The organism is Bradyrhizobium sp. IAR9, assembly GCF_013408065.1.
Classification (GTDB): domain Bacteria; phylum Pseudomonadota; class Alphaproteobacteria; order Rhizobiales; family Xanthobacteraceae; genus Bradyrhizobium.
The window spans coordinates 664,654-685,074 of sequence record NZ_JACBZW010000003.1 but is presented as its reverse complement, the minus strand read 5'-3'; the positions used below and the strand labels follow the sequence as shown (position 1 = coordinate 685,074).

General features: G+C 64.3%; 15 protein-coding genes. 7 read left to right on the top strand and 8 right to left on the bottom strand.

The window, feature by feature from the left end; genetic code table 11:
- Positions 1 to 125 precede the first annotated feature (125 nt).
- Positions 126 to 1,262, bottom strand: coding sequence for an acyl-CoA dehydrogenase family protein (locus tag GGD67_RS12200; protein WP_179732981.1), 1,137 nt, complete (start codon positions 1,260 to 1,262; stop codon positions 126 to 128).
- Between the two features lie 266 nt (positions 1,263 to 1,528).
- Between GGD67_RS12200 and GGD67_RS12195 the strand changes: the two genes are divergently transcribed.
- Together GGD67_RS12195 and GGD67_RS12190 are read left to right on the top strand one after the other, a co-directional pair.
- Positions 1,529 to 3,079 carry a long-chain fatty acid--CoA ligase gene (locus GGD67_RS12195; RefSeq protein ID WP_179732979.1) on the top strand — a complete coding sequence of 517 codons (1,551 nt, stop codon included), beginning with the start codon at positions 1,529 to 1,531 and terminating at the stop codon, positions 3,077 to 3,079.
- Positions 3,080 to 3,155: 76 nt separating this feature from the next.
- Positions 3,156 to 4,379: an ABC transporter substrate-binding protein gene (locus GGD67_RS12190; RefSeq protein WP_092251617.1), complete on the top strand. Its 1,224-nt coding sequence runs from the start codon at positions 3,156 to 3,158 to the stop codon at positions 4,377 to 4,379.
- Here the strand turns inward: GGD67_RS12190 and GGD67_RS39900 are convergent.
- The 3 genes from GGD67_RS39900 to GGD67_RS12180 are packed head-to-tail and all read right to left on the bottom strand — an operon-like array spanning position 4,376 to position 6,684.
- A complete protein-coding gene (locus GGD67_RS39900; protein WP_312013675.1) occupies positions 4,376 to 5,035 on the bottom strand; it encodes a hypothetical protein in 660 nt (219 codons plus the stop codon). The two genes, GGD67_RS12190 and GGD67_RS39900, sit on opposite strands and share 4 nt — an antisense overlap.
- Positions 5,032 to 5,865, bottom strand: coding sequence for a hypothetical protein (locus GGD67_RS39895; protein WP_312013674.1), 834 nt, complete (start codon positions 5,863 to 5,865; stop codon positions 5,032 to 5,034). The genes GGD67_RS39900 and GGD67_RS39895 overlap by 4 nt, the downstream gene beginning before the upstream one ends.
- A gap of 48 nt (positions 5,866 to 5,913) precedes the next feature.
- Positions 5,914 to 6,684, bottom strand: a complete 771-nt coding sequence (locus tag GGD67_RS12180) for a helix-turn-helix transcriptional regulator (protein WP_179732977.1) — start codon at positions 6,682 to 6,684, stop codon at positions 5,914 to 5,916.
- A gap of 186 nt (positions 6,685 to 6,870) precedes the next feature.
- On the opposite strand from GGD67_RS12180, the gene GGD67_RS12175 reads away from it, so the two are divergent.
- Entirely contained in the window at positions 6,871 to 9,132 is a 2,262-nt protein-coding gene (locus tag GGD67_RS12175; RefSeq protein ID WP_179732975.1) for a marine proteobacterial sortase target protein, read from the top strand.
- 116 nt (positions 9,133 to 9,248) lie between these two features.
- Positions 9,249 to 9,818: a class GN sortase gene (locus GGD67_RS12170; protein WP_179732973.1), complete on the top strand. Its 570-nt coding sequence runs from the start codon at positions 9,249 to 9,251 to the stop codon at positions 9,816 to 9,818.
- A 39-nt stretch (positions 9,819 to 9,857) separates the two neighbouring features.
- Here GGD67_RS12170 and GGD67_RS12165 read toward each other — a convergent pair whose 3' ends face one another.
- Positions 9,858 to 10,082 carry a hypothetical protein gene (locus GGD67_RS12165; RefSeq protein WP_179732273.1) on the bottom strand — a complete coding sequence of 75 codons (225 nt, stop codon included), beginning with the start codon at positions 10,080 to 10,082 and terminating at the stop codon, positions 9,858 to 9,860.
- Between GGD67_RS12165 and GGD67_RS12160 the strand changes: the two genes are divergently transcribed.
- Entirely contained in the window at positions 9,981 to 10,973 is a 993-nt protein-coding gene (locus GGD67_RS12160) for a glycosyltransferase (RefSeq protein ID WP_018316785.1), read from the top strand. The two genes, GGD67_RS12165 and GGD67_RS12160, sit on opposite strands and share 102 nt — an antisense overlap.
- An 11-nt stretch (positions 10,974 to 10,984) precedes the next feature.
- Here GGD67_RS12160 and GGD67_RS12155 read toward each other — a convergent pair whose 3' ends face one another.
- The gene (locus GGD67_RS12155; RefSeq protein WP_246784271.1) at positions 10,985 to 12,631 is read right to left on the bottom strand and encodes a glycosyltransferase; all 1,647 of its coding nucleotides are present in this window, start codon (positions 12,629 to 12,631) and stop codon (positions 10,985 to 10,987) included.
- A 199-nt stretch (positions 12,632 to 12,830) separates the two neighbouring features.
- Here GGD67_RS12155 and GGD67_RS12150 point away from each other — a divergent pair, with 199 nt between their 5' ends.
- Complete coding sequence (locus tag GGD67_RS12150; protein ID WP_179732969.1) at positions 12,831 to 15,050, top strand: acetate--CoA ligase family protein; 2,220 nt, start codon at positions 12,831 to 12,833, stop codon at positions 15,048 to 15,050.
- 143 nt (positions 15,051 to 15,193) lie between these two features.
- A complete protein-coding gene (locus GGD67_RS12145) occupies positions 15,194 to 16,024 on the top strand; it encodes an MlaD family protein (RefSeq protein ID WP_179732967.1) in 831 nt (276 codons plus the stop codon).
- A gap of 37 nt (positions 16,025 to 16,061) precedes the next feature.
- On the opposite strand, the gene GGD67_RS12140 is transcribed toward GGD67_RS12145, so the two are convergent.
- Positions 16,062 to 19,022 (bottom strand): autotransporter domain-containing protein, encoded by a 2,961-nt coding sequence (locus GGD67_RS12140; RefSeq protein WP_179732960.1) that lies wholly within the window; start codon positions 19,020 to 19,022, stop codon positions 16,062 to 16,064.
- 352 nt (positions 19,023 to 19,374) lie between these two features.
- Entirely contained in the window at positions 19,375 to 20,415 is a 1,041-nt protein-coding gene (locus GGD67_RS12135; RefSeq protein ID WP_018316780.1) for an aliphatic amidase, read from the bottom strand.
- Positions 20,416 to 20,421 lie beyond the last annotated feature (6 nt).

Sequence of the window (20,421 nt, the reverse complement as noted above, 5' to 3'; positions counted from 1 at the left end):
TTTGTCATTCCGGGGCGCGCGAAGCGCGAACCCGGAATCCAGAGATCAGGTCCTACAATGTCGAGATTCTCCGATGCGCAATTGCGCATCGCAGTTCGGCGCTTGGCGTCGCCCCACGGTGGTGATCACAACCCCATCTGCCGCGATGCCAGATCCTTCATGATCTCCTCGGTCCCGCCGCCGATGGCGTTGACCTTGACCTCGCGGTAGATGCGCTCGGCCTTGATGCCGCGCATGAAGCCGGCGCCGCCGAAGATCTGTACGGCTTCCGAGGCGCAGAAGGCCATGGTCTGCGTCGCCTGGTTCTTCATCATGCAGATTTCGGCGACCGGGCTCTCGCCCTGCTCGAGCCGCCAGGCCAGCATCTCCAGCATCGCCTGTGACGCCGCCACCTTCTGCGCCATGTCGACGATCTTGTGCCTGATGACCTGGTGCTGCGCCAGCGGCTTGCCAAACGTCTTGCGCTCCTTGGCGTAGGCGATCGCCTCGTCCAGGCAAACCCGCGCGAAGGCGGTGCAGCCGGCCGCCATGCCCATGCGCTCGCTGTTGAAATTCTGCATGATGATCTTAAAGCCCTGGCCTTCCTCGCCGATCAGGTTTTCGGCCGGGACGCGGCATTGGTCGAAATGCAGCGTCGCGGTATCGGAGGCCCACCAGCCCATCTTCTTCAGCTTCGTGCGCGACAGGCCGGGCGTATCGCCCTCGATCAGAAGCAGGCTGACGCCGCCGGCACCTTCGCCGCCCGTGCGCACCGCAACGGTCAGATAGTCGGCGCGCATCCCCGAGGTGATGAAGGTCTTCTCACCGCTCACGACGTAGTGATCGCCGTCGCGCCGCGCCCTTGTGGCGAGGTTCGCGACATCGGAGCCGCCGCCCGGCTCGGTGATCGCGAGCGCGGAGATCTTGTCGCCTGACAGCACCTGCGGCAGCACGCGTGCCTTTACCTCCGGCCGTGCCGCCCGCGCAATCGGTGGCGAGCCGATGGTGTGACTCATCAGGCTGGCGCTGACGCCGCCGGCGCCCGCGCGCGCCAGCTCCTGACTGGCCACGATCTTCATGAACTGGTCGGCAGCAATCCCGCCATATTCCTCGGGGAATCCCAGCCCCAACAGGCCGATCTCGGCCGCCTTGCGATAGAGCGCGCGCGGGAATTCGCCAGCCTCGTCCCACTCATGGGCGAACGGGGAGATCTCCTTCTCGACGAAGCGGCGCATCATTTCGCGGAAGGCATCGTGCTCGGCGGTATAGAACGGGCTCTTCATCGCAGTCTCGCCTCGCGGACGGATTCGTCTCGTTCACCATGGCCGGAACATCGGCTGCTCACTTGCGCAGAGTGGCTGACCAAAGAACCACTGCGGCGCAGGCCATGGCCTAGCAACTCAACGCAAGACGATTTTGACCCCTCGCGCGCCAACTCCAAATCAAAAAAAGACGTCGATGCACCAACTCCGGCTGGCCCCAGGGCCACGCCGGGCATGGTGCACGGCAATAGGGATGCTGGCGGCAAAGGCCGCCGAGGGAGGAATTCTTGGCCGTTCGTTACTACGACTGGATCGTTCACCATGGCCGCCGCACGTCTGACAAGGTCGCGCTGGTCGATCTTGCGAGCGAGCGCCGCTTCACCTATGCACAGCTGGATGCCCGCGTCTCGCGCCTCGCCTCATTCCTGCGCCATACGCTGAACGTCTCACGCGGCGACCGCGTCGCGGTGCTGGCCCTGAACACGACCGATACGCTGGAGGTGCAGTTCGCCTGCGGCCGCCTCGGCGCGATCTTCGTGCCGCTGAACACCCGCCTCACCGTTCCCGAGCTTCAGTTCATCACCGGCGACTGCGCACCGAAGGTGATGATCCACGACGCCGATCTCACCGAGACCGCGCTCAGCGTCGCAAAGCTGTGCGGCATTGCGACCAGCCTGCTGCTCGGGCCCGGCGGAGCCTATGAGGCCGGCATCGCCGGCGCAAAGCCGCTCGAGGCGATCGAGCAGGTCACGCTCGATGACGTCTCGACCATCATGTACACGTCGGGCACGACGGGACATCCGAAGGGCGCGACCATCACCCATGGCATGACCTTCTGGAATTGCGTCAATCTCGGCGGCCCCGCCTGCATCGGGCCATCCTCGGTGCTGCTCACCGTGCTGCCGCTGTTCCACACCGGCGGGCTGAATTGCTACACCAATCCGGTGCTGCATGCCGGTGGCACCGTGATGATCATGCGCGCGTTCGATCCCGGCACCGCGCTCGGCCTGATCAACGATCCCGCACAGGGCATCAACGTGTTCTTCGGCGTGCCCGCAATCTACCAGTTCATGGCGCAGCACCCCGCCTTCGCGACGACCGATCTCGGCCGGCTGATCGTCGGCGGCGTCGGCGGCGCGCCGATGCCGGTACCGCTGTTGAAAGTGTGGGAGGCGCGCGGCGTCGCGCTCCAGCAGGGCTACGGCATGACCGAGACCTCGCCGGCCGTGCTGGTGCTCGACCGCGAGGATGCCGCGCGCAAGGCCGGCTCCGCCGGCAAGCCCGTGCTGCACACCGAAGTGCGCATCGTGCGCCCTGACGGCAGCGACGCCGACGTCGGCGAGCTCGGTGAGCTCTGGGTCAAGGGGCCGAACATCACGCCGGGCTACTGGAACAGGCCGGAGGCGAACAAGACCTCCTTCACCGACGGCTGGCTGCACACCGGTGACGCGACGCGCGTCGACGAGGAGGGCTTCTACTACATCGTCGACCGCTGGAAGGACATGTACATCTCCGGCGGCGAGAACGTCTATCCGGCCGAGGTCGAGAACGTCCTGCATCAGCTCGCGGCCGTTGCCGAAGCTGCCGTGATCGGCATTTCCGATCCGCAATGGGGCGAAGTGGGCCTTGCTATCGTCGCGGTCAAGCCGGGCCAAAAGCTGACCGAGGTCGATGTCCTTGCGCATTGCGCGGCCAATCTGGCGCGCTTCAAATGTCCGCGCCAGATCAGCTTCGTCGACGCGCTGCCGCGCAACGCCACGGGCAAGATCCACAAGCCGACCTTGCGCAAGGAGTTCTCGGTGGCCTCCGAAGTCGACAAGAAAGTCGCCAACGCCTGACCCAAGCGCCCCTCGCGGGCGCTTTTTCTTTTTTGAAGTGCCTGCTCGACCCAACAAGAAACCCCAAGGAATTTCCATGAAGAACAAGAAACTCGTCCTGCTCGCCGCGGCAACTGCCCTGACGCTACTCTCCACCCAGGGCGCTTTCGCGCAGAAGAAATACGACACCGGCGCCAGCGACACCGAGATCAAGATCGGCAACGTCGAGGCCTATTCCGGTCCGGCCTCCGCCTACGGCATCATCGGCAAGACCGAGGAAGCCTATTTCAAGATGGTCAACGACCAGGGCGGCATCAACGGCCGCAAGATCAACTGGATCTCCTACGATGACGGCTATTCGCCGCCCAAGACCGTGGAGCAGGTCCGCAAGCTGATCGAGAGCGACGAAGTATTCCTGATCTTCAACGCGCTGGGCACCCCGACCCAGACCGCCGTGCAGAAATATCACAATGCCAAGAAGGTGCCGCAGCTGTTCCTCGCCACCGGCGCCAGCAAGTGGAACGACCCGAAGAATTTTCCCTGGACCATGGGCTTCCAGCCCAGCTACCGGGTCGAGGCGCGGATCTTCGCCAAATACATCCTGCAGGCCAAGCCAGATGCCAAGGTTGCGATCTTCTATGCCAATGACGATTTCGGCAAGGACTACGTCGCCGGCATCAAGGAGATCTTCGGCGACAAGGCCTCCTCGCTGGTCGTCGCGGAGGAGAGCTACGAGACCACCGAGCCGTCGATCGATTCCCACATCGTCAAGCTGAAGGGAACCGGCGCCAACGTCTTCGTCAACATCTCGACGCCGAAATTCGCGGCACAGGCGATCAAGAAGATCGCCGAACTCGAATGGAAGCCGATGCATGTGATGACCGACGTCTCGATCTCGATCGGCGCCGTGATGAAACCCGCGGGCCTCGACGCGTCGGAAGGCGTGCTGTCGGCGACCTATCTGAAGGACGCGTCGGATCCGCAATGGAAGGACGACGAAGGCATGAAGAAGTTTCTCGCCTTCATCGACAAATACATGCCGGGCGCCAACGTCTCCGACACCAACCTCGTCTACGGCTATGCCGCAGCGCAGACCCTGGCGCAGACGCTGAAGCAGTGCGGAGACAATCTGACGCGAGAGAACGTGATGAAGCAGGCCGCCAGCCTGAAGGACTTTACGCCCGATACGCTGATCCCCGGCATCAAGATCAACACCGGAGCCAACGATTTCGCGCCGATCGAGCAGCTCAAGATGATCCGCTTCAAGGCCGGCCAGTGGGAGCTGTTCGGCGATATCATCAGCGCCGAAACGGGCGGCTAGTTGCACATGATGGCCGTGAGCGATGGCGCGCAGCTCGCGCCTTCGCTCGCCGCCATGCGGATCTCCGCCACCGGCAGACCCAGCCGGCGATCATCGCCGGCGGCCGCAAAGCGCGGACATGTCCATGCCAGTATCGCCGTGCCCGATGACGGCTGATCGAGTTGCAGGACGAAGGCGCCGGCGTCGATCGCGATCGCTGCATCGGCGACTCGTACGCCGTCGAGATAAAATCTTACCCCGATTCGATCCAAAGGCTCGCGAATCTCGGGCGATACGATGCGGATGATGCTGCGTCCGGGCGACACCTTGATCCGCAAGGCAGCTTCCGGCTCACTCCAGCGAAAGCTGTGGCCCTGCCAGACCTCGCACGCGTGGAAGCCGGCTTGCGCCATCACCTCATCCCCGAGACGTGACAGCTTCGTGCCAGCGGGCTCGCTGCCGCCCTGAATGCAATCGAGGCGCTGAAAGTGAATCAGTGAGGCGATATAGCGCTTCAGCCAACGCGCGATGCTGTCGGGAGAGCCGCCCATGGTGAGCATGGTCAGCACACAGCGGGCATAGACTGCGGAGAGGCGCGCTGAACTGCGCGCAGAGCGGCCGCCGACCAACGCGATCACGCCCCAGCGCCCGAGCGCCTGCACGCTTTCGCCGTTCACTCGAGCGGATCGCATCCGTGCGCCGAGGCACTCCGCGCAAGCGCGGTGTCGAAATCGTCGCGCTTGCTCCACTCGGTGGGCACTTCCAGCAACTCGCTACCGGGATCACGGTGCGCCTCGCCGAGATAGCGGATCTCGCCCCGAACGAAATCGAGCGTGAACGTCTTCAGCTCGCCGATCTTGCCTATGTAATAGTGATGGAAGCGCGCCTCTTGCAGATAACCAATGGTATGGCCTCTCGCGTGATATGCCGCAGCCAGCACCCATTCGGCGAAATGGCCGAGCTCCTCACGCAGGCCGCCGCATTCCCAATAGACGTCGCGCCGCGTCACGAAGCACTGATCAAGCACTTTGCGCCAGGGATGCCGCTTCATGCCGAACTCGATGTCGGCCTGATACATCGCAGCCTCCGCCACGGACAATCGATTGTGGCAGATCGGAACCGAATGGCAGGAAAAGCCGGCCCACTCGGGATGAGCCTCGATGGCGCGGATGCACAGCTCGATCACATCGGGCGCGGGCCAGCAGTGCGATTCGGTGAAGAACAGATAGCTGCCGCGGGCTTTGGTTGCGCCGAATGCGCACAGCCCGATATCGTGTTCGGAATCAGTGAACTCGAGGCGAGCCTCGTCGCCGGCCAGCGCTTTCAACGCCTCGCGCGTCTTGAAATCCGGTGGCACGACCAGGATGATTTCGTAAAGCGACTTGTCCGCGGTCTGCGATGTCCAGCCGAGCCAGGACTGCTCCCATTGCCCGCGATGATATTCGAGCGGGATGATGATGGAGAACAGCGGAGATTCGCCGAGGCATGGGGCGCGCGCGTTCTGCATACCCCCTTATAGACGCAGGCAACGCCATTCCGGATTCTTTCTTGCGGACTATACCGACAGAAACAGTGCGAAGGATTCTTCCACCGTGCGGCGCAGATGCTTTCCGTACAACGCATGGTTGGCGTCGCCGGGCCCGACCCTCCCCAGCGACGGCTTCGGGACGTTCCGGAGCGGTACGTACGCGATCGGCGCTGCGATCGGCGTGAGCTGTGAACCAGGCCCGGCGCGGAGCGTCGAGATGATGCCGTACATCTCGCCGGCGACCGTCGGCCGCGACACCGTGATCACGCGATGCTGGCCGTGCTTGATGATGACGAGGTAGATGAAGCCTGACTGATGCGGGACGGCGACCTCGCCGGTATGCTCGTAGGCGGTATCGGTGCGATCGCCCTCCCGAAAGACCAGCGAAGACACCTTCGGCTCCCAGACGATCTCGGTGCGGTACGCGAAGATCGCGTCCTTGTCGCCGAACGACGGCCGCAGCGTGATGTAGACGTCCTCGAGCCAGGTCACGGCGCGATGCGCATAGGAGCCAAGACTGTCGGGAGCGACATCGTTGGCGGCCTGAGGCGCCGCCACGACGGGACTCTTCCGCAAGGAGACGCCCAGCGCCTGCTCCAGCCGAACCGTCGTCGCCAGCGTAAACGGCCGTCGGCCGCCGAGCACCTTCTCCAGCGTCGACAGGCTGAGCTTGGCCTGCTCGGCCAGCGTCTGCCGGGAGATCCGGCGTCTGGCGAGCTCCTCGCGAATGGTCTCGGCGATCTCGCGGCTCTGCTCGTCCGAAAGCTGCTTGTCGGCGGATTTGTCCTGAATCTGCATCGCTAACCCTGCTCCAGCACGGCCATTCTAGCAGGGCGGACAAACCAGCACAAAACCGCACATGGGCGCCCCACGGCGGCCTGCCCGGGCCGGCCGCGGCGGAACATGACCGATCATTCTGCTCGCGAAATCGGCCCCTCCCAGCGAATGCTCAGAGCCAGCAAACGTCCTTTCGGGAGCAGGCCAATGGACACCTACGACACAGCCGACAACGACGAGCACCCCATGTTGAAGGGGCTGATCAAGCTCGGATTGTTTCTTCTCGCGCAGGGCATCGCGGTGATGCTGATGGCCTTCATAGCCCTGCTCGTCAGCTTCGGGACCAGTTGGTCGGCCACGACAGAGCAGGCCAGCCTGCTCCAGCCCGGCGACGCCAAGTCCGGCTCCCTCCTCCTGAAGGAGGATGGCGCCACCACCGAAGCGATCCGCCTCGGCACCGACATCGACATCACCGTCTCGGGCCCGACGCTGCGCGCGCGCGTCACCCAAATCTTCCGCAATCCGACCAAGGACTGGGTCGAAGCAACCTATGTCTATCCGCTCGCGACCAGCGGCGCCGTCGATACGCTGAAGATGGTGGTCGGCGACCGCGTCATCGTCGGAGACATCAAGGAGCGGCAGCAGGCCCGCGTGATCTACGAAGAGGCGCGCCGCACCGGTCAGAGAGCTGCGCTCACCGAGCAGGAGCGGCCGAACATCTTCACCAATTCGGTTGCCAATATCGGCCCCGGCGAGACCGTGCTGGTGCAGATCGAATATCAGGAACCCGTGCATCAATCCGGCAACGAATATTCGCTGCGCCTGCCGCTGGTGGTCGGACCGCGCTACAATACGGCGCCGATCATCCAGAGCGTCGACTTCCGCAAGGACGGATCGGGCTGGGGCGCGACGACCTCGGACCCGGTCCCGGACCGTGACCGCATCTCGCCGCCTGTGCTGGATCCCGCCAGGAATGCACCGGTCAATCCGACCAGCATCACGGTGCGCCTGAAGGCCGGCTTCGCGCTCGGCGAGGTCAAGAGCCACCACCATAAGGTCAAGGTCGAAAATCCGGACAACACGGATCGCGTCATTACGCTCGCCGACGGTGCGGTCCCCGCCGACCGCGACTTCGAGCTGACCTGGAAGCCCGCCGCCGAGAAGGCGCCGTCGGTCGGCCTGTTCCGCGAACATGTCGGCGACGCCGACTACCTGCTCGCCTTCGTCACTCCGCCCAGCGCAGAACAGACGACACAAAAGCCATTGCCGCGTGAGGTCGTGTTCGTGATCGACAATTCGGGTTCGATGGGCGGCACGTCGATCGTCCAGGCCAAGGCGAGCCTCGCCTACGCTCTGTCGCGGCTCCAGCCGACCGACCGCTTCAACGTCATTCGCTTTGACGATACCATGGACATGCTGTTTCCCGCCTCCGTGCCGGCAGACGCGGCCCATGTCGGTGATGCCACCTCGTTCGTGAGCGCGCTGCAGGCGCGCGGCGGCACCCAGATGGTGCCGGCAATGCGCGCCGCGCTGGCCGACAAGCTCGGCGACACCGGCATGGTTCGCCAGGTCGTCTTCCTGACCGACGGCGCAATCGGCAACGAACAGCAATTGTTCGAAACGATCACGGCGATGCGCGGCCGCTCGCGCGTCTTCATGGTCGGCATCGGGTCGGCGCCCAACACCTATCTCATGACACGCGCCGCCGAGCTCGGCCGTGGTGCCTTCACCCATATCGGTTCCGTCGAGCAGGTGGAGGAGCGCATGCGCGGCTTGTTCGCCAAGCTGGAAAACCCGGCCGTAACCGGCCTTACCGCGAAATTCTCCGAGGCCAACGCCGACATCACCCCGGCGATCATCCCCGACGTCTATCGCGACGAGCCGCTGGTGCTGGCGGCAAAGCTCGACAAGCTCGCGGGCTCGCTCGAGATCAGGGGCCGCGTCGGCGACCGTCCATGGTCGGTAACCCTGCCGCTGCAAAATGCCGCCGAAGGCAACGGCCTGTCGAAACTCTGGGCCAGGCGCAAGATCGGTGATGCCGAAGTGGCGCGCGCCATGCGGGAGCTCGCGCCCGAGGAGGCCGACAAGGCGATCCTGGCGCTGGCGCTCGACCATCAGATCGTCACGCGCCTGACCAGCCTTGTCGCCGTCGACAAGACGCCAAGTCGGCCCGAAGGCGCGCCGCTCAAGCTCAGCGAATTGCCGATCAACCTGCCCGCCGGCTGGGAGTTCGAGAAGGTGTTCGGCGAACGGCCGCAGGTCCCGGCACACTTGCGTGAACGCCACGCCGATGCGCGCACCTCACCGGCCGCGCGGCGTCCGACACCCGCAGGGCCTGACGCGATCCGTCTGCCCAAGACAGCAACTTCAGCCGAGCTGAAGATGATCGCAGGCCTGGTCCTGATCGTGCTCGCCCTGATCCTGTTCGTGTTCAACCGGCGTCGGCTCTTGCTCACCGACGCCGCTTGAGAGAGGAGCCTCCCCGAGCTCCTCTGTTAGCGCGCGCGGCTGCCCGTCCCATACCAACGGCCGCGCGCGCCTTTTTCTCTGTCATTGTGAAGAGCGAAGTGATGAGAGTAGATGTCATGCTCCGCCTCTTATCTCCCCTGGTTCTGGCACTGATCGGACTCATCCTGTTCGGCGACGGCGCCTACATCCATGCCAAAGCGTGGCTGGCGCAGGTGCTGCTGGAGCGCGCGTTCGACAAGAGCCTTGCGACGGGCGAGGCGATCAAACCATGGGCATGGGCCGATACCTGGCCGGTCGCGCGGATCGAGGTGAAACGCATAGGCGCCAGCGCGATCGTGCTGGAAGGTACGAGCGGCCAGGCGCTCGCCTTCGGACCGGGCCATATCCACCAAACGGTTGATGCCGGCGAGCGGGGAGTTGCCGTATACGCCGCGCATCGTGACACCCATTTCCGTTTCTTGCGAAATGTTGCCGTCGGAGACGTCATTGAGGTCACCCGCCGCGACGGCAAGCATTTTCGCTATCGGGCGGATTCTTCGGCCGTTGTCCGTTTCGACGCGTCGGGCATCGCCCCCTCGACGCAGGGCGTGGAACTCGTGCTCGCGACCTGCTGGCCGTTCGACGCCGTTACGTCCGGCCCGGAGCGCTACGTCCTGCATGCCACCTTGATCGAAACGCGTGAATAGCGGTTCGCAATCGACCCATCCGGGAACGATCGAGCCTTCTCAAACCGCGCCGGACACGCCGGGTCCATCGCGTTTGACGCGACCGTGAACTGGCGCCGTCGACCAGAGACCTGTAAGAAGATTCCATTGTTTTGGACGTTGTAATTTGCGAAAGCTCGATAGATGGACGACGAGTTCAGGCAGCGCCTCGAACAGCGATTGGAGCAGCTCGAAAATCGCGTCGCGCTGCTCGAAAGGAATCAGGATCTCATCGCCGCCGGGCAAAGAAGATCCTCGCTTCGGAGCCTCTGGCGGCGTCCGCCGATGTGGACCTTCGAGCAATATCCACCGCGCCTGCTCAACCTGAGGGCTTTCCCGCCAGCACCCTCGATCCATGAGAATGCACCGCGGATCGCGATGGTCACGCCGAGCTACAACCACGCGCAATATCTCGGAGCCACGATCGACAGCATCGTGAGCCAGAACTATCCGAACCTGTATTACCACGTGCAGGACGGCGCCTCGATCGACGGCACGGCTGATCTCCTGAAGGGCCGCGGCGAGAGCATCAGCTGGAAGAGCGAACCTGACAGCGGGCAATCGAACGCCATCAATCTCGGCTTCGCCGGCGTCGACAGCGAGATCATGGCCTATCTCAACAGCGACGACATGCTGCTGCCGGGGACGCTGGCCTATGTCGCCAACTACTTCACGTCGCATCCGCATGTCGACATCGTCTATGGCCATCGCGTCTTCGTCGATCGCGAGGGACTCGAGGTGGGCCGTGCCGTGCTGCCGCCCCATGACGGGCGCGCGCTGCAATATGCCGACTATATCCCGCAGGAGACGATGTTCTGGCGCAGGCGCGTATGGGACAGGATCGGTCCGATCGACGAGAGCTTCCACTACGCGATGGATTGGGACTTCATCCTGCGGGCGCAGGCCGCGGGATTCAAATTCGTGCGCCTGCCGCGATTTCTCGCCTGCTTCCGAATCCATGATGCCCAGAAGACGGCATCGACCTACGCGATCGGCGTCCGGGAGATGGGCATCCTGCGGCGCCGCGCTCTCGGCTTCGATCCGACACAGATTCAGATTCGCCGCGCCATCGCCCCCTATCTTGCGAGGCAGGTCATCTTTCACTACGCCCACAAGCTGAGCCTGCTGGGATACTGAGCGGGCGGCGATCACCCACCTCGTGCCGCATGGACATCGTGATCGAGCCAGATCCGCTCGAGCCCGATGCCGAGAGGTCGCGCGTCGGGGCTCAGTCCGAGATCCGCGGGCGAGCGTGGATCGGATAGCGACAGGCTGATGGTCAGCGTCCCGTCGGCGGCAATCGCGGCGGGATCGAGCATCAACCTGCGCAAGCCCGCGAACGCCTCTCTCGAGAATGTCAGTTGCTGCGGCGCTCCATTGCCGACGCGGCATGCCGCCTGCAATTGCGGATTCCTCTCGGAAACGAAGGCCCGGCACGCCAGCACAAGCTCAACCGGCCGTGACGGAATGGGATGGACCTCGAACCGGAGCACGCAATTCCTGGCAATGGACCAGGTGCCCCATTGCTCCGGCTCGCTCCATCCCTCGATCAACGCGGCGACGCCCGCTCCGCCATGCGCGAATTCGAGCTGCTTTGCGCCGAGGATCGGCGAGGACACGGGAGCCTTCAGAGCGGCCGGATCGAACGGCCCCTGATCCGGAACGAACTGCGCGATCACGCGCACTGCATCCGCAATCGAATTGAGCCCAAGCGCAGAACCATCCAGCTCGTAAGCCACACGGTTCGGTCCGGTCACGCTAACACCCCGGCCGGGTGGCGGCCGGTCCGCAAGGCGGGCAGGAATGATGATGTCGGCGACGTCGAACCCATGCGTGCGCGCGAGTTCGCCGATGGTCTGCACGGTCCGATCATACAGGGGCGGCCGATGGTTGATGTCGGTCGCGAGCGCCTGTGCCAGCGCCTTGAAGTCGAGCCGCACCTCGTCGTGATCCGCCAGCAGCAGACGCTTGAGGACAAGCATGTCCTTGGCGATGAAGAGCTGGAGCGCGTTGAGATCGGGAAGTTGGGGATCCTCGTCAATAGGTCCGAAATCGCGCGCTCCTCGCGGCGTCTCGAGCAGATCAGTGGTCTCGAAGAACAGCGCGTGACCGGTGCTGTGCTGCGAGAATCCGGCCATGCTCAGCGGCCGCGACAGCCGGATGAAACTGTCGGTCAGCGCAGCGTTGGCGATGCCGGATGCCACATCGGGCGATAGACCGATGAAATAGCGGCCGCCGATCGCACGCATTCGATCGATGACGCTGCGGCGGACGAACGAATTGTAGATCATCGGCAGATGCGCATAGTTCGCCTGGAAACCGAAGATGCGCCTCAGTTCGTCGCGCGACGAAACTCGCTGTGCGGACGAGGTCAGGTCGATCTCGGCGAGCAGCCGGTTGCGGAAGGCCGGATGGTAGTAGCTCGGCCAGTGATAGGTGTAGGCGCTCCAGCTCAGGAGATCGATGTTTCGGCCGGAGAGCATCTCCGATGCCGCGGCGCATGCATAGGGCATCAGCCCGTCGTCGTCGCCGATGAAGGCAACGTACTCGCCCGAGGCGTGGCCGAGCGCCGCCTCCCAATTGTCGGACATGGTCAGAACGGTCTCGCTGGCAAAATGCCTGAAGCGATCGTCCCTGAGGTCTGCGACGATCTTCGCAATCTCGGGATTGCCGCCATTGTTCTGAACGATGAACTCGCAATCTGCATCCGCAGGCTGGCACGCCATGGTCGCGAGCGCGTGGCGAAGCGTGTCGGGACGATCGAGGGTCGGCACCACGATGGACAGCAGCGGCATGATCACCATTTGCGAGAATGAGGGTCACGGTTTCCTAGCATCTTGCCGGACCGTTCGCACTTTCGCCAAAAGTCTCGTGATGCTAGCCTTATCGTCAGATCCTGCCCATTCCGTCTCGCGGCATGGAGCGGCCACGATCAGCCCCCGAAGCCGGCGCGCGGGCGCGCGTTGCAACAAGAACAAGAAGTGAGGGAAGCGCATGGAAGCTCAAGTGCCCGCCGCATCGGTTTCTCCGCGCCCATGGTCTCCATCGCCCGATGCCGGAGAGATCGTCAAGGGCATCCACGCCATGCTGCACCCGCACAACATCGTGCTGGTGGGCGCGACCGACAAGCCCGGCAACTATGCCGAACGCATCTGGAATAACCTGATCAAGTACGGTTACGAGGGCGGCCTCTATCCGGTCAACGCCAAGCGGGAAACCATCTGGGGCGTCCCCTGCTACAAGGATTTTGCGAGCCTCCCGGAAAAGCCGGATCACGTTCTGGTGCTGGTGCCGGCGCGCTTTGCCGTCCAGGTGATCCGCAATGCCGCGGCCGCCGGCGCACGGTCGGCCACCATCGTCACCTCGGGCTTCAGCGAGTTGCAGGACGAGGAAAGCCAGAAGCTCGCCGCCGAATTGCAGGCGGCGATACGCGAGACGGGACTTGCCGTCACCGGCCCGAACTGCCTCGGCAATCTGAGCGCCGGCGAGAAGCTTTTCACCAACATCGACGACCGCATCGTCACCCTGGAACAGGGCGCGGTGGCGATCGCAGGACAGTCCGGCGCGATCGTCATGGCGATCCGCCAAGCGCTGGAGGATCGAGGTGTCGGCGTCGGCTACATGGTGACATCAGGCAATGAGGCCGGGCTCGAGACGCCGGACCTGATGCGCTATTTCGCCGAGGATCCGAGCATCAAGGTGATCGTCGTCTACCTCGAAGGCGTACGCAACACCAAGGCGTTCCGCGAGGCCTGCAAGGCAGCGCGCGCTGCCAGCAAACCCGTGATCGCACTCAAGCTCGGTTCGTCCGAGGGTGGCCGCGCCGCGGCGATGGCACATACGGGTGCGCTTGCAGGCTCGATCGAGACGTTCGACGCCATTGCAACGCGCGAAGGCGTCATCCGCGTCGGCGGGCTCGACGAACTGATCGAGACCACCGAATGCTTCGTTCATTGCGGCGTGCCCAAAGGCGACCGGCTCGCGGCGGTCACGCTGTCCGGCGGCAAGCGCGGCATGCTGCTGGATGCCTTCTATGCCGAGGGCCTGAACTTTGCGCCGCTCAGCCCGCACGTCGGCTCCGAGCTGGCAAAGATGCTCGGGCCGGGGTCGATCGTTGGTAACCCGCTCGACGCCGGCTTTGCCGCGGTGGTCGATCCCTCCGTCTACATGAAGTCGATCAAGCTGATGATCGACGACCCCGATATCGACATCGTCATCGTCGATGCCGAGCTGCCGAAAGCCCCGCACGAGCTTCGCGAGCGCAATTTGCGTATCGTCGACGACATGGCGCGCCAGGGCGGCAAGCCCGTGATCTATATCAGCGCGATGTCGATCGGCTTCACCGAGTTCACCAAGACCTTGCGCAAATCGCTGCCGCATCTCGCGGTCATGCAGGGCATGGACCGGGCGGTGACCGCGATCAAGTCGCTGCTCGACTACGCCAGGCTGCGCAAGGAGGTGCCCGATATCGTCCCGAGCTCAAAACCTGCCGCGCGCGCCGTGCTGGAGAAGGCGCTGAAATCGGCGAGCGGCGCCGCGCTCGACGAGGTCGCCTCGAAGAAGCTCCTGAAGGCCTATGGCATTCCGATCTCGAAGGAGGCGATCGCACAGACCGCAGCCGAGGCGGTGAAGATCGCCAAGCAGATCGGCTTTCCGGTCGTGGCAAAACTCGTCAGCGCCGAGATCCTGCACAAATCCGACATCGGCGGCGTGGTGTTGAACCTGAACAGCGCGGCCGAGGTGAAGAAGGCGTTCGCCGACATCACCGCACGGGTCGCGAAGCTGAAGGGCAAGCCGAAGCTGGACGGCATCCTGATCGCGCAGCAGGTCAAGGCCGAGCTCGAGCTCGTCGTCGGCGCCTCGCTCGATGCCGAGATGGGACCTGTCGTGCTGTTCGGCACCGGCGGCATCGACATCGAGCTGATGAAAGACGTCGCGCTTGCCGGCGCGCCGCTGGACGAGGCCGAGGCGCGGCTCCTGATCGGCCGCACCAAGGCTGGGATCAAGCTGCGCGGCTATCGCGGCAAGCCGGCCCTGCACGAGGCCTCCGCGGTGAAGGCGCTGGTCGGCCTGTCCAATTTGATCGCGGATGCCGGCGACCGGATCGCCTCGATCGACATCAACCCGTTCCTGATCAACACCAGGACGGGCGTAGCGGTCGACGCCCTGATCGTGCTGAACAATGCTGCTGCCAGGCGGGTTGCCGGGCATTGAGGCCGTAGGGCGGATTAGCGCCAGCGTAATCCGCCAATCTACACGACTGCTGAGGCGAAAACGGCGGGTTACGCTTCGCTAACCCGCCCTACGTACCATTGGGGCTTCTTCCAACTTCCCCGCTTTGGCCGTAGAATCGCCTGATGGCACGCGCGAGTAATCTGGTGATCGGAACGGCGACGCTGGCGGTGATTGCCGTGGCGTTCGGCGGCCTGCTCGGCGTGCAGAAATGGCGCACCATCCAGAGCCGCAGCCAGTTGCGCGTGGTGTTCGAAGGCGGCTCGGCCAGCGGCCTGCGCCGCGGCGGACCGGTCAATTTCGACGGCGTGCCCGCCGGCCAGATCCTGTCGATCAAGCTGGACAATCCGCGCAGGATCGTGGCGCTGGTGATGCTCGACAACACCGCGCCGATCCGCAAGGACACCGTGGCGGGCATCGAGTTCCTGGGCCTCACCGGCGTCGCCGCGATCTCGCTGATCGGGGGCGCGCCCTCCGCGCCGCCGGTGCCGCTGGACTCGGACGGCATCCCCGTGCTGACCGCCGATCTCAGCGACGCCGAGTCCATCGTCGACACCCTGCACAGTGTCGACCGCACCATCGTCAGCAACGCCCCCGCGATCAAGGAGGGCCTGCGCACGTTCGAGGACTACACCGCCGACCTCCGGAGCAAGGGTGGCGAAATCGACTCCGTCATGGCCAAGGTCGACACCGCCTTCGCGGGCTTCGACAAGGCGGTCACGAAGATCGAGGGCGTGGTGCCCGGCTTCGTCGACGGCAAGGCCGACGAGCTGTTCGAAAAGATACAGGGGCTGCACGAGCTCGCCGACATCATGAGAAAAAAATCGGCCGGCTACCTCGAGGACATCCGTCGCTCGCTGCTCGACGTCAGCGAAGCCGCCAACAAGATGAGCGGGACGCCGCCCCCCACTGCCGCCCCGCGCCCGCCGCGCAAGCCGCCGCAGAAGAAGCAGTGACGCCTCCCCTATCCTCCCCAAGGGAGGCGACGATGCCTCACCACGCGTAGCGCACGACGCCCTTGCCGGCGTAGGAGCGGGTGAGGTTCGAGAACTCTCCCTCGAAGGTCGCCGACGCAGACCAGCCGTTCATCCAGTTCATCTGCGCTGATGCCGTGGTCAGAGCCGAATCGCGCGCCTGGGCGGCACCGTTCACGACGAAAGCCGATCCTGGCAGGGTCTGGAACACCGCGCCGACGGTGCGATCCGGATTGTAATCATGCGCCCAGGCGAGGCGGCCGCGCAGGGTCACCAGGCCACCGGCCGCGGCAAACGATCTGTCCGCGCGCAGGCCGAGTTCGGTGCGCGTGCTGGTGACGTCCTTGGCGGCATAGTTGAGAGCGAAGACGTTGCTGCCGACCACGGCAGCCTCTGCATAGCTCGGAAGGCTGAACAAGGTGGCCTGGAGCGCGGCATAGGGCGTGAGGCCGGCCCACTGCATGGCATAGCGATAGCCGCCCTCGATGCGGCCCGAGAACGCGTTGGCGTTGAACTGCGCACGCAGCTGGTCATAACCGGCAGCCGTTACGACCCGGTTGGTCGTGACGTCCTGCCAGCCATAGGCGAGCGCCGCTGTGATGTAGGCCGGTCCGGCCGTATGACGCACGAAGGCACCGGCCTGGAACAGGTCGGTGCGACCCCAGCCGAGCCCGTTGACGTTGAAGGCGGTCCCGCCGCCTGCGAGTGCAAAGCCCGCAATCGTCGACGGCGAGAAGCGGTAATCGAGGCCCACGGCAGTGCCGTAGACACTGCTGCTCGTGTTGTTCGAGCCGAGGCCGGAATTGCCGTCCGTGGTCTGCGAGCCGCCGTAGCCGGCCGTCCACACATCCCAGCGCTGCTCGAACGTTGCACCTGGTGCCTTGCGGTAAATCGAGGCGAAGGCGTCGCGCGCGCTCTTGTCGCGCGCATTTGCGTCCGCGGCAAATGGCGAGGCGCCAGGGGTGCCGCTGCGTCCAGAGCTGAAGACGTCGGTCAACAGGCTCATGAACAGGTTCATCGCATTGAACGTCGTCTGCTGCGATCCCGTTGCGGATTCACCCGAGGCCTGCGTCAGGCCCGCGGGACCAAGGCCCGCGAGTTCGGCCTGCAGGAAGCCGTTGGTGTTGAAGAAGTTCTGAAGGGTCGTCGCGACGTTCTGCTGGTTGACGTTGAGCGCGTATTTCGCGCCGTAGTTCAGCGTGAAATCGAGGAAGACCTCGTTCGATCCGACGCTCGTCGTGCCAATGAGGCCACCCGGCGAGGCAACGCCCGAAAAATTCCCGACGGAGGTGCCGAAGAAGTTCATGATCGAATAGTGCTTCACCACCGCGGCGCCCGGATACAGCGCGACGCCGACAGTGCCGTCCAGCGCGACATTGCCCGTGACGAGCGCGTGGCTCGTGCTGGATCCGCTACCGACCTGCACCACATAGACCGAGCCGGACTGAAGGGTAAGATCGCCCTGAACCTGCATGCTCGAGCCCGGGCCGCCGTCGCCGGGCGCATAGATGCCGCCGTTGGCGATGAGGGTATTGCCAACGATTCCGGCGCCGAACAACGCACCACCGGCATTCACGGTGGTCAGGCTCGACTGCGAGATGTCACCATCGACCCGCAGGATGCCGCCGTTCACCGTGGTCGTGCCGGTGTAGGTATTCGCGCCCGAGAGGATCAACGTGCCGTTGCCGACCTTTTCCAGCGAGCCGGGGCCGGCGGGACCGCAACCGCAGGTATCACCGATGACGCCGCTGACCTCGGTCGAGAGGTTGTTACCGCCGACGACGAGGGTATTGCCGCCGCCGATGTAGTAGAAGCCGCTGCCTTCGATCGATCCTGCGGTGATGCGACCATCGCCGGCCGGACCGGCGCCTCCACCGAAATCGACGACGCCGGTCCCGGTGGTGATGAAGCGTGCGTTGCCGCCGGTGGAGTTGTCGAAGAATTCGGTCCTGCCGCCGTCCTTGGTGATAATCGTGGCATTGCCGGCCGTCGTGAACGCGCCGAAATTGGTGAGACCGTCGGCTTCATTGACGATGGTTGCATTGCCGGCGGTCGCCGTGTCGGAGCCGGCGAACGTCCCGAACACGGTCCCGCCAAAATCCTTGTTCACGATCGTCGCCGAGCCCGCCGAAGATTGCTCGATGAATATCGTGCCGCCGCCATTCTGGTTGGTGATGTTGGCGGCGCCTGCATTAGTCCGTCCGAAGAAGCCGATCAGACCGCTGTCATTGATGATGGTGGCCCGACCGGCCGTCGCAGTATCGGCTCCACCCCCGAGCGGATCGCCGAAATACACCTGGCCGTTGTTGGTGATCACGATCGAGCTGGCGGAGCTTGCGTTGAGAAACATCGTGGTGCCGGAGAAGGCGTTCAGGATCGACGTGATTCCCGACGTGTCGGCATTGACGATGCTGAAGAGGCCCTCGTTGGTGACCGCGCCGACCATGCTCGCGGTGTGGGTCGCGTCACCGAGCTGCAGGGATCCGCAATTGCAGATGAAGGTGCCGCCGGTATAGGAGTTCGCGCCGAGCAGCGCCAGGGTACCTGGTCCCTGAACATTGATGCCGTCGCTGCCGACGATGCGCGAAACGATCGCGGCCGAGGGATCGCTGGTGCCGGTCACATCGTTGGTGACGAACGTGGTGCCGCCCGCAGCCAGCCTGAGGTCGCCGCCCTGAATGGTATAGATCGAGCCGTCGGCGGTCAGGTCGAAGCCCACGAGGCTGGTGAGCTGCACGCCGCCCGGCGTAACCGTCACCGTGCCGCCCGTCGCCGGCGTCGAGGGAGCGCTGCTTCCGAACAGCGTGCCGGCTGACGCGGGATCATAGGCGGTGCTGGTCGCGCCAAAGACGTCGGTCCAGTTGGTCGTCGTGTTGTCCCAGACGCCGCCCCCGCCGTTGACGGTGCCGTTCGGCGTGGTCTGTGATCCGTTGAAAACCTGCTGGGCCCCGACCGGGCTCGCCATAGCGATCGCGGCCACGACGAGGCCGGCCCCGAATGCCGCGCGCTTTGCCGCAGCACTCCGGCGCGGGCAACTCCCCCCGCTCGATCGCAACCAAGCCCCCACGCTCGTTCCCCACCCCGCGGCGCTCCCCAGCGGCGCCGCGGGGAACTTAGGCGAAGAGGATGGGCGGTAGAACTACGGGGCATCGAGAATCCGCCCAACTGCCCCCCAACTCGGGCAGATTCAACAGTCCATGTTGTAACCGCGCCACGGTTTTGCCGGGCGCCATTCCCATTCCGCGCACCTACGGACGCATCAGAACGTCCGCATTTGTGGACGGCCGTTCACATCAAGGGGTGACCGTCCAACTCATGGTGCCGGCAAGGGCTCAGTAATTGCTCGGCGACGACCCATTCGGGATGCCGTCGATCGGACATTCGTCCGTGCCGGGGGTCGAGCGGGTCATCGCCTCGACCATGTCACGCGTGCCTTCGGGATCCTTGATCCAGTTCTTGTAGAAGTCATAGGGGCACGCCGCAACGCCGCGCGGGCTTTCGCCGGAATTGATCATGCCGGTGTAGCCGCGGTGGACCAGCTTGTAGAGATGGTTCTGCGACTGGCCGTTGCGGCGCGCGTCACGGATCAGATGTTTCGACAGCTGGGCGTACTGGATGCCGTAATCCTCCTCGCCGCACTCGCCGAGCGTACGGCCGTCGAAGCCGATGATCGCGGAGTGGCCGAAATAGGAGTAGACGCCGTCGAAACCGGCGGCATTGGCGACCGCGACATAGACGTTGTTGGCCCACGCCATCGCCTTGGAAATAAGGACCTGCTGCTCCTTGGCCGGATACATGTAGCCCTGGCAGCGCACGATCAACTCGGCGCCCTTCATGGCACAATCACGCCAGATCTCCGGAAAGTTGCCGTCGTCGCAGATGATCAGGCTGACCTTCATCCCCTTCGGGCCGTCGGAGACATAGGTGCAATTGCCGGGATACCAGCCCTCGATCGGCACCCAGGGCATGATCTTGCGATACTTCTGCACGATCTCGCCCTTGTCGTTCATCAGGATCAGGGTGTTGTAGGGCGCCTTGTGCGGATGCTCCTCGTGGCGTTCGCCGGTCAGCGAGAACACGCCCCACACCTTGGCCCTGCGGCAGGCCTCGGCGAAGATCGCTGTCTCTTCACCCGGCACCGCGCACGCCGTCTCGTACATCTCCTTGGAGTCGTACATGATGCCTTGCGTGGAATATTCCGGGAAGATCACGAGGTCCATGCCGGGCAGGCCGGTCTTCATGCCCACCACCATGTCGGCGATCTTGCGGGCGTTATCGAGCACCTCGGCCTTGGTGTGCAGGCGGGGCATCTTGTAGTTCACCACGGCGACGCCGACGGTATCGTTGCTGCTGGAAATGTCACCGTGAAGCATGTTGTG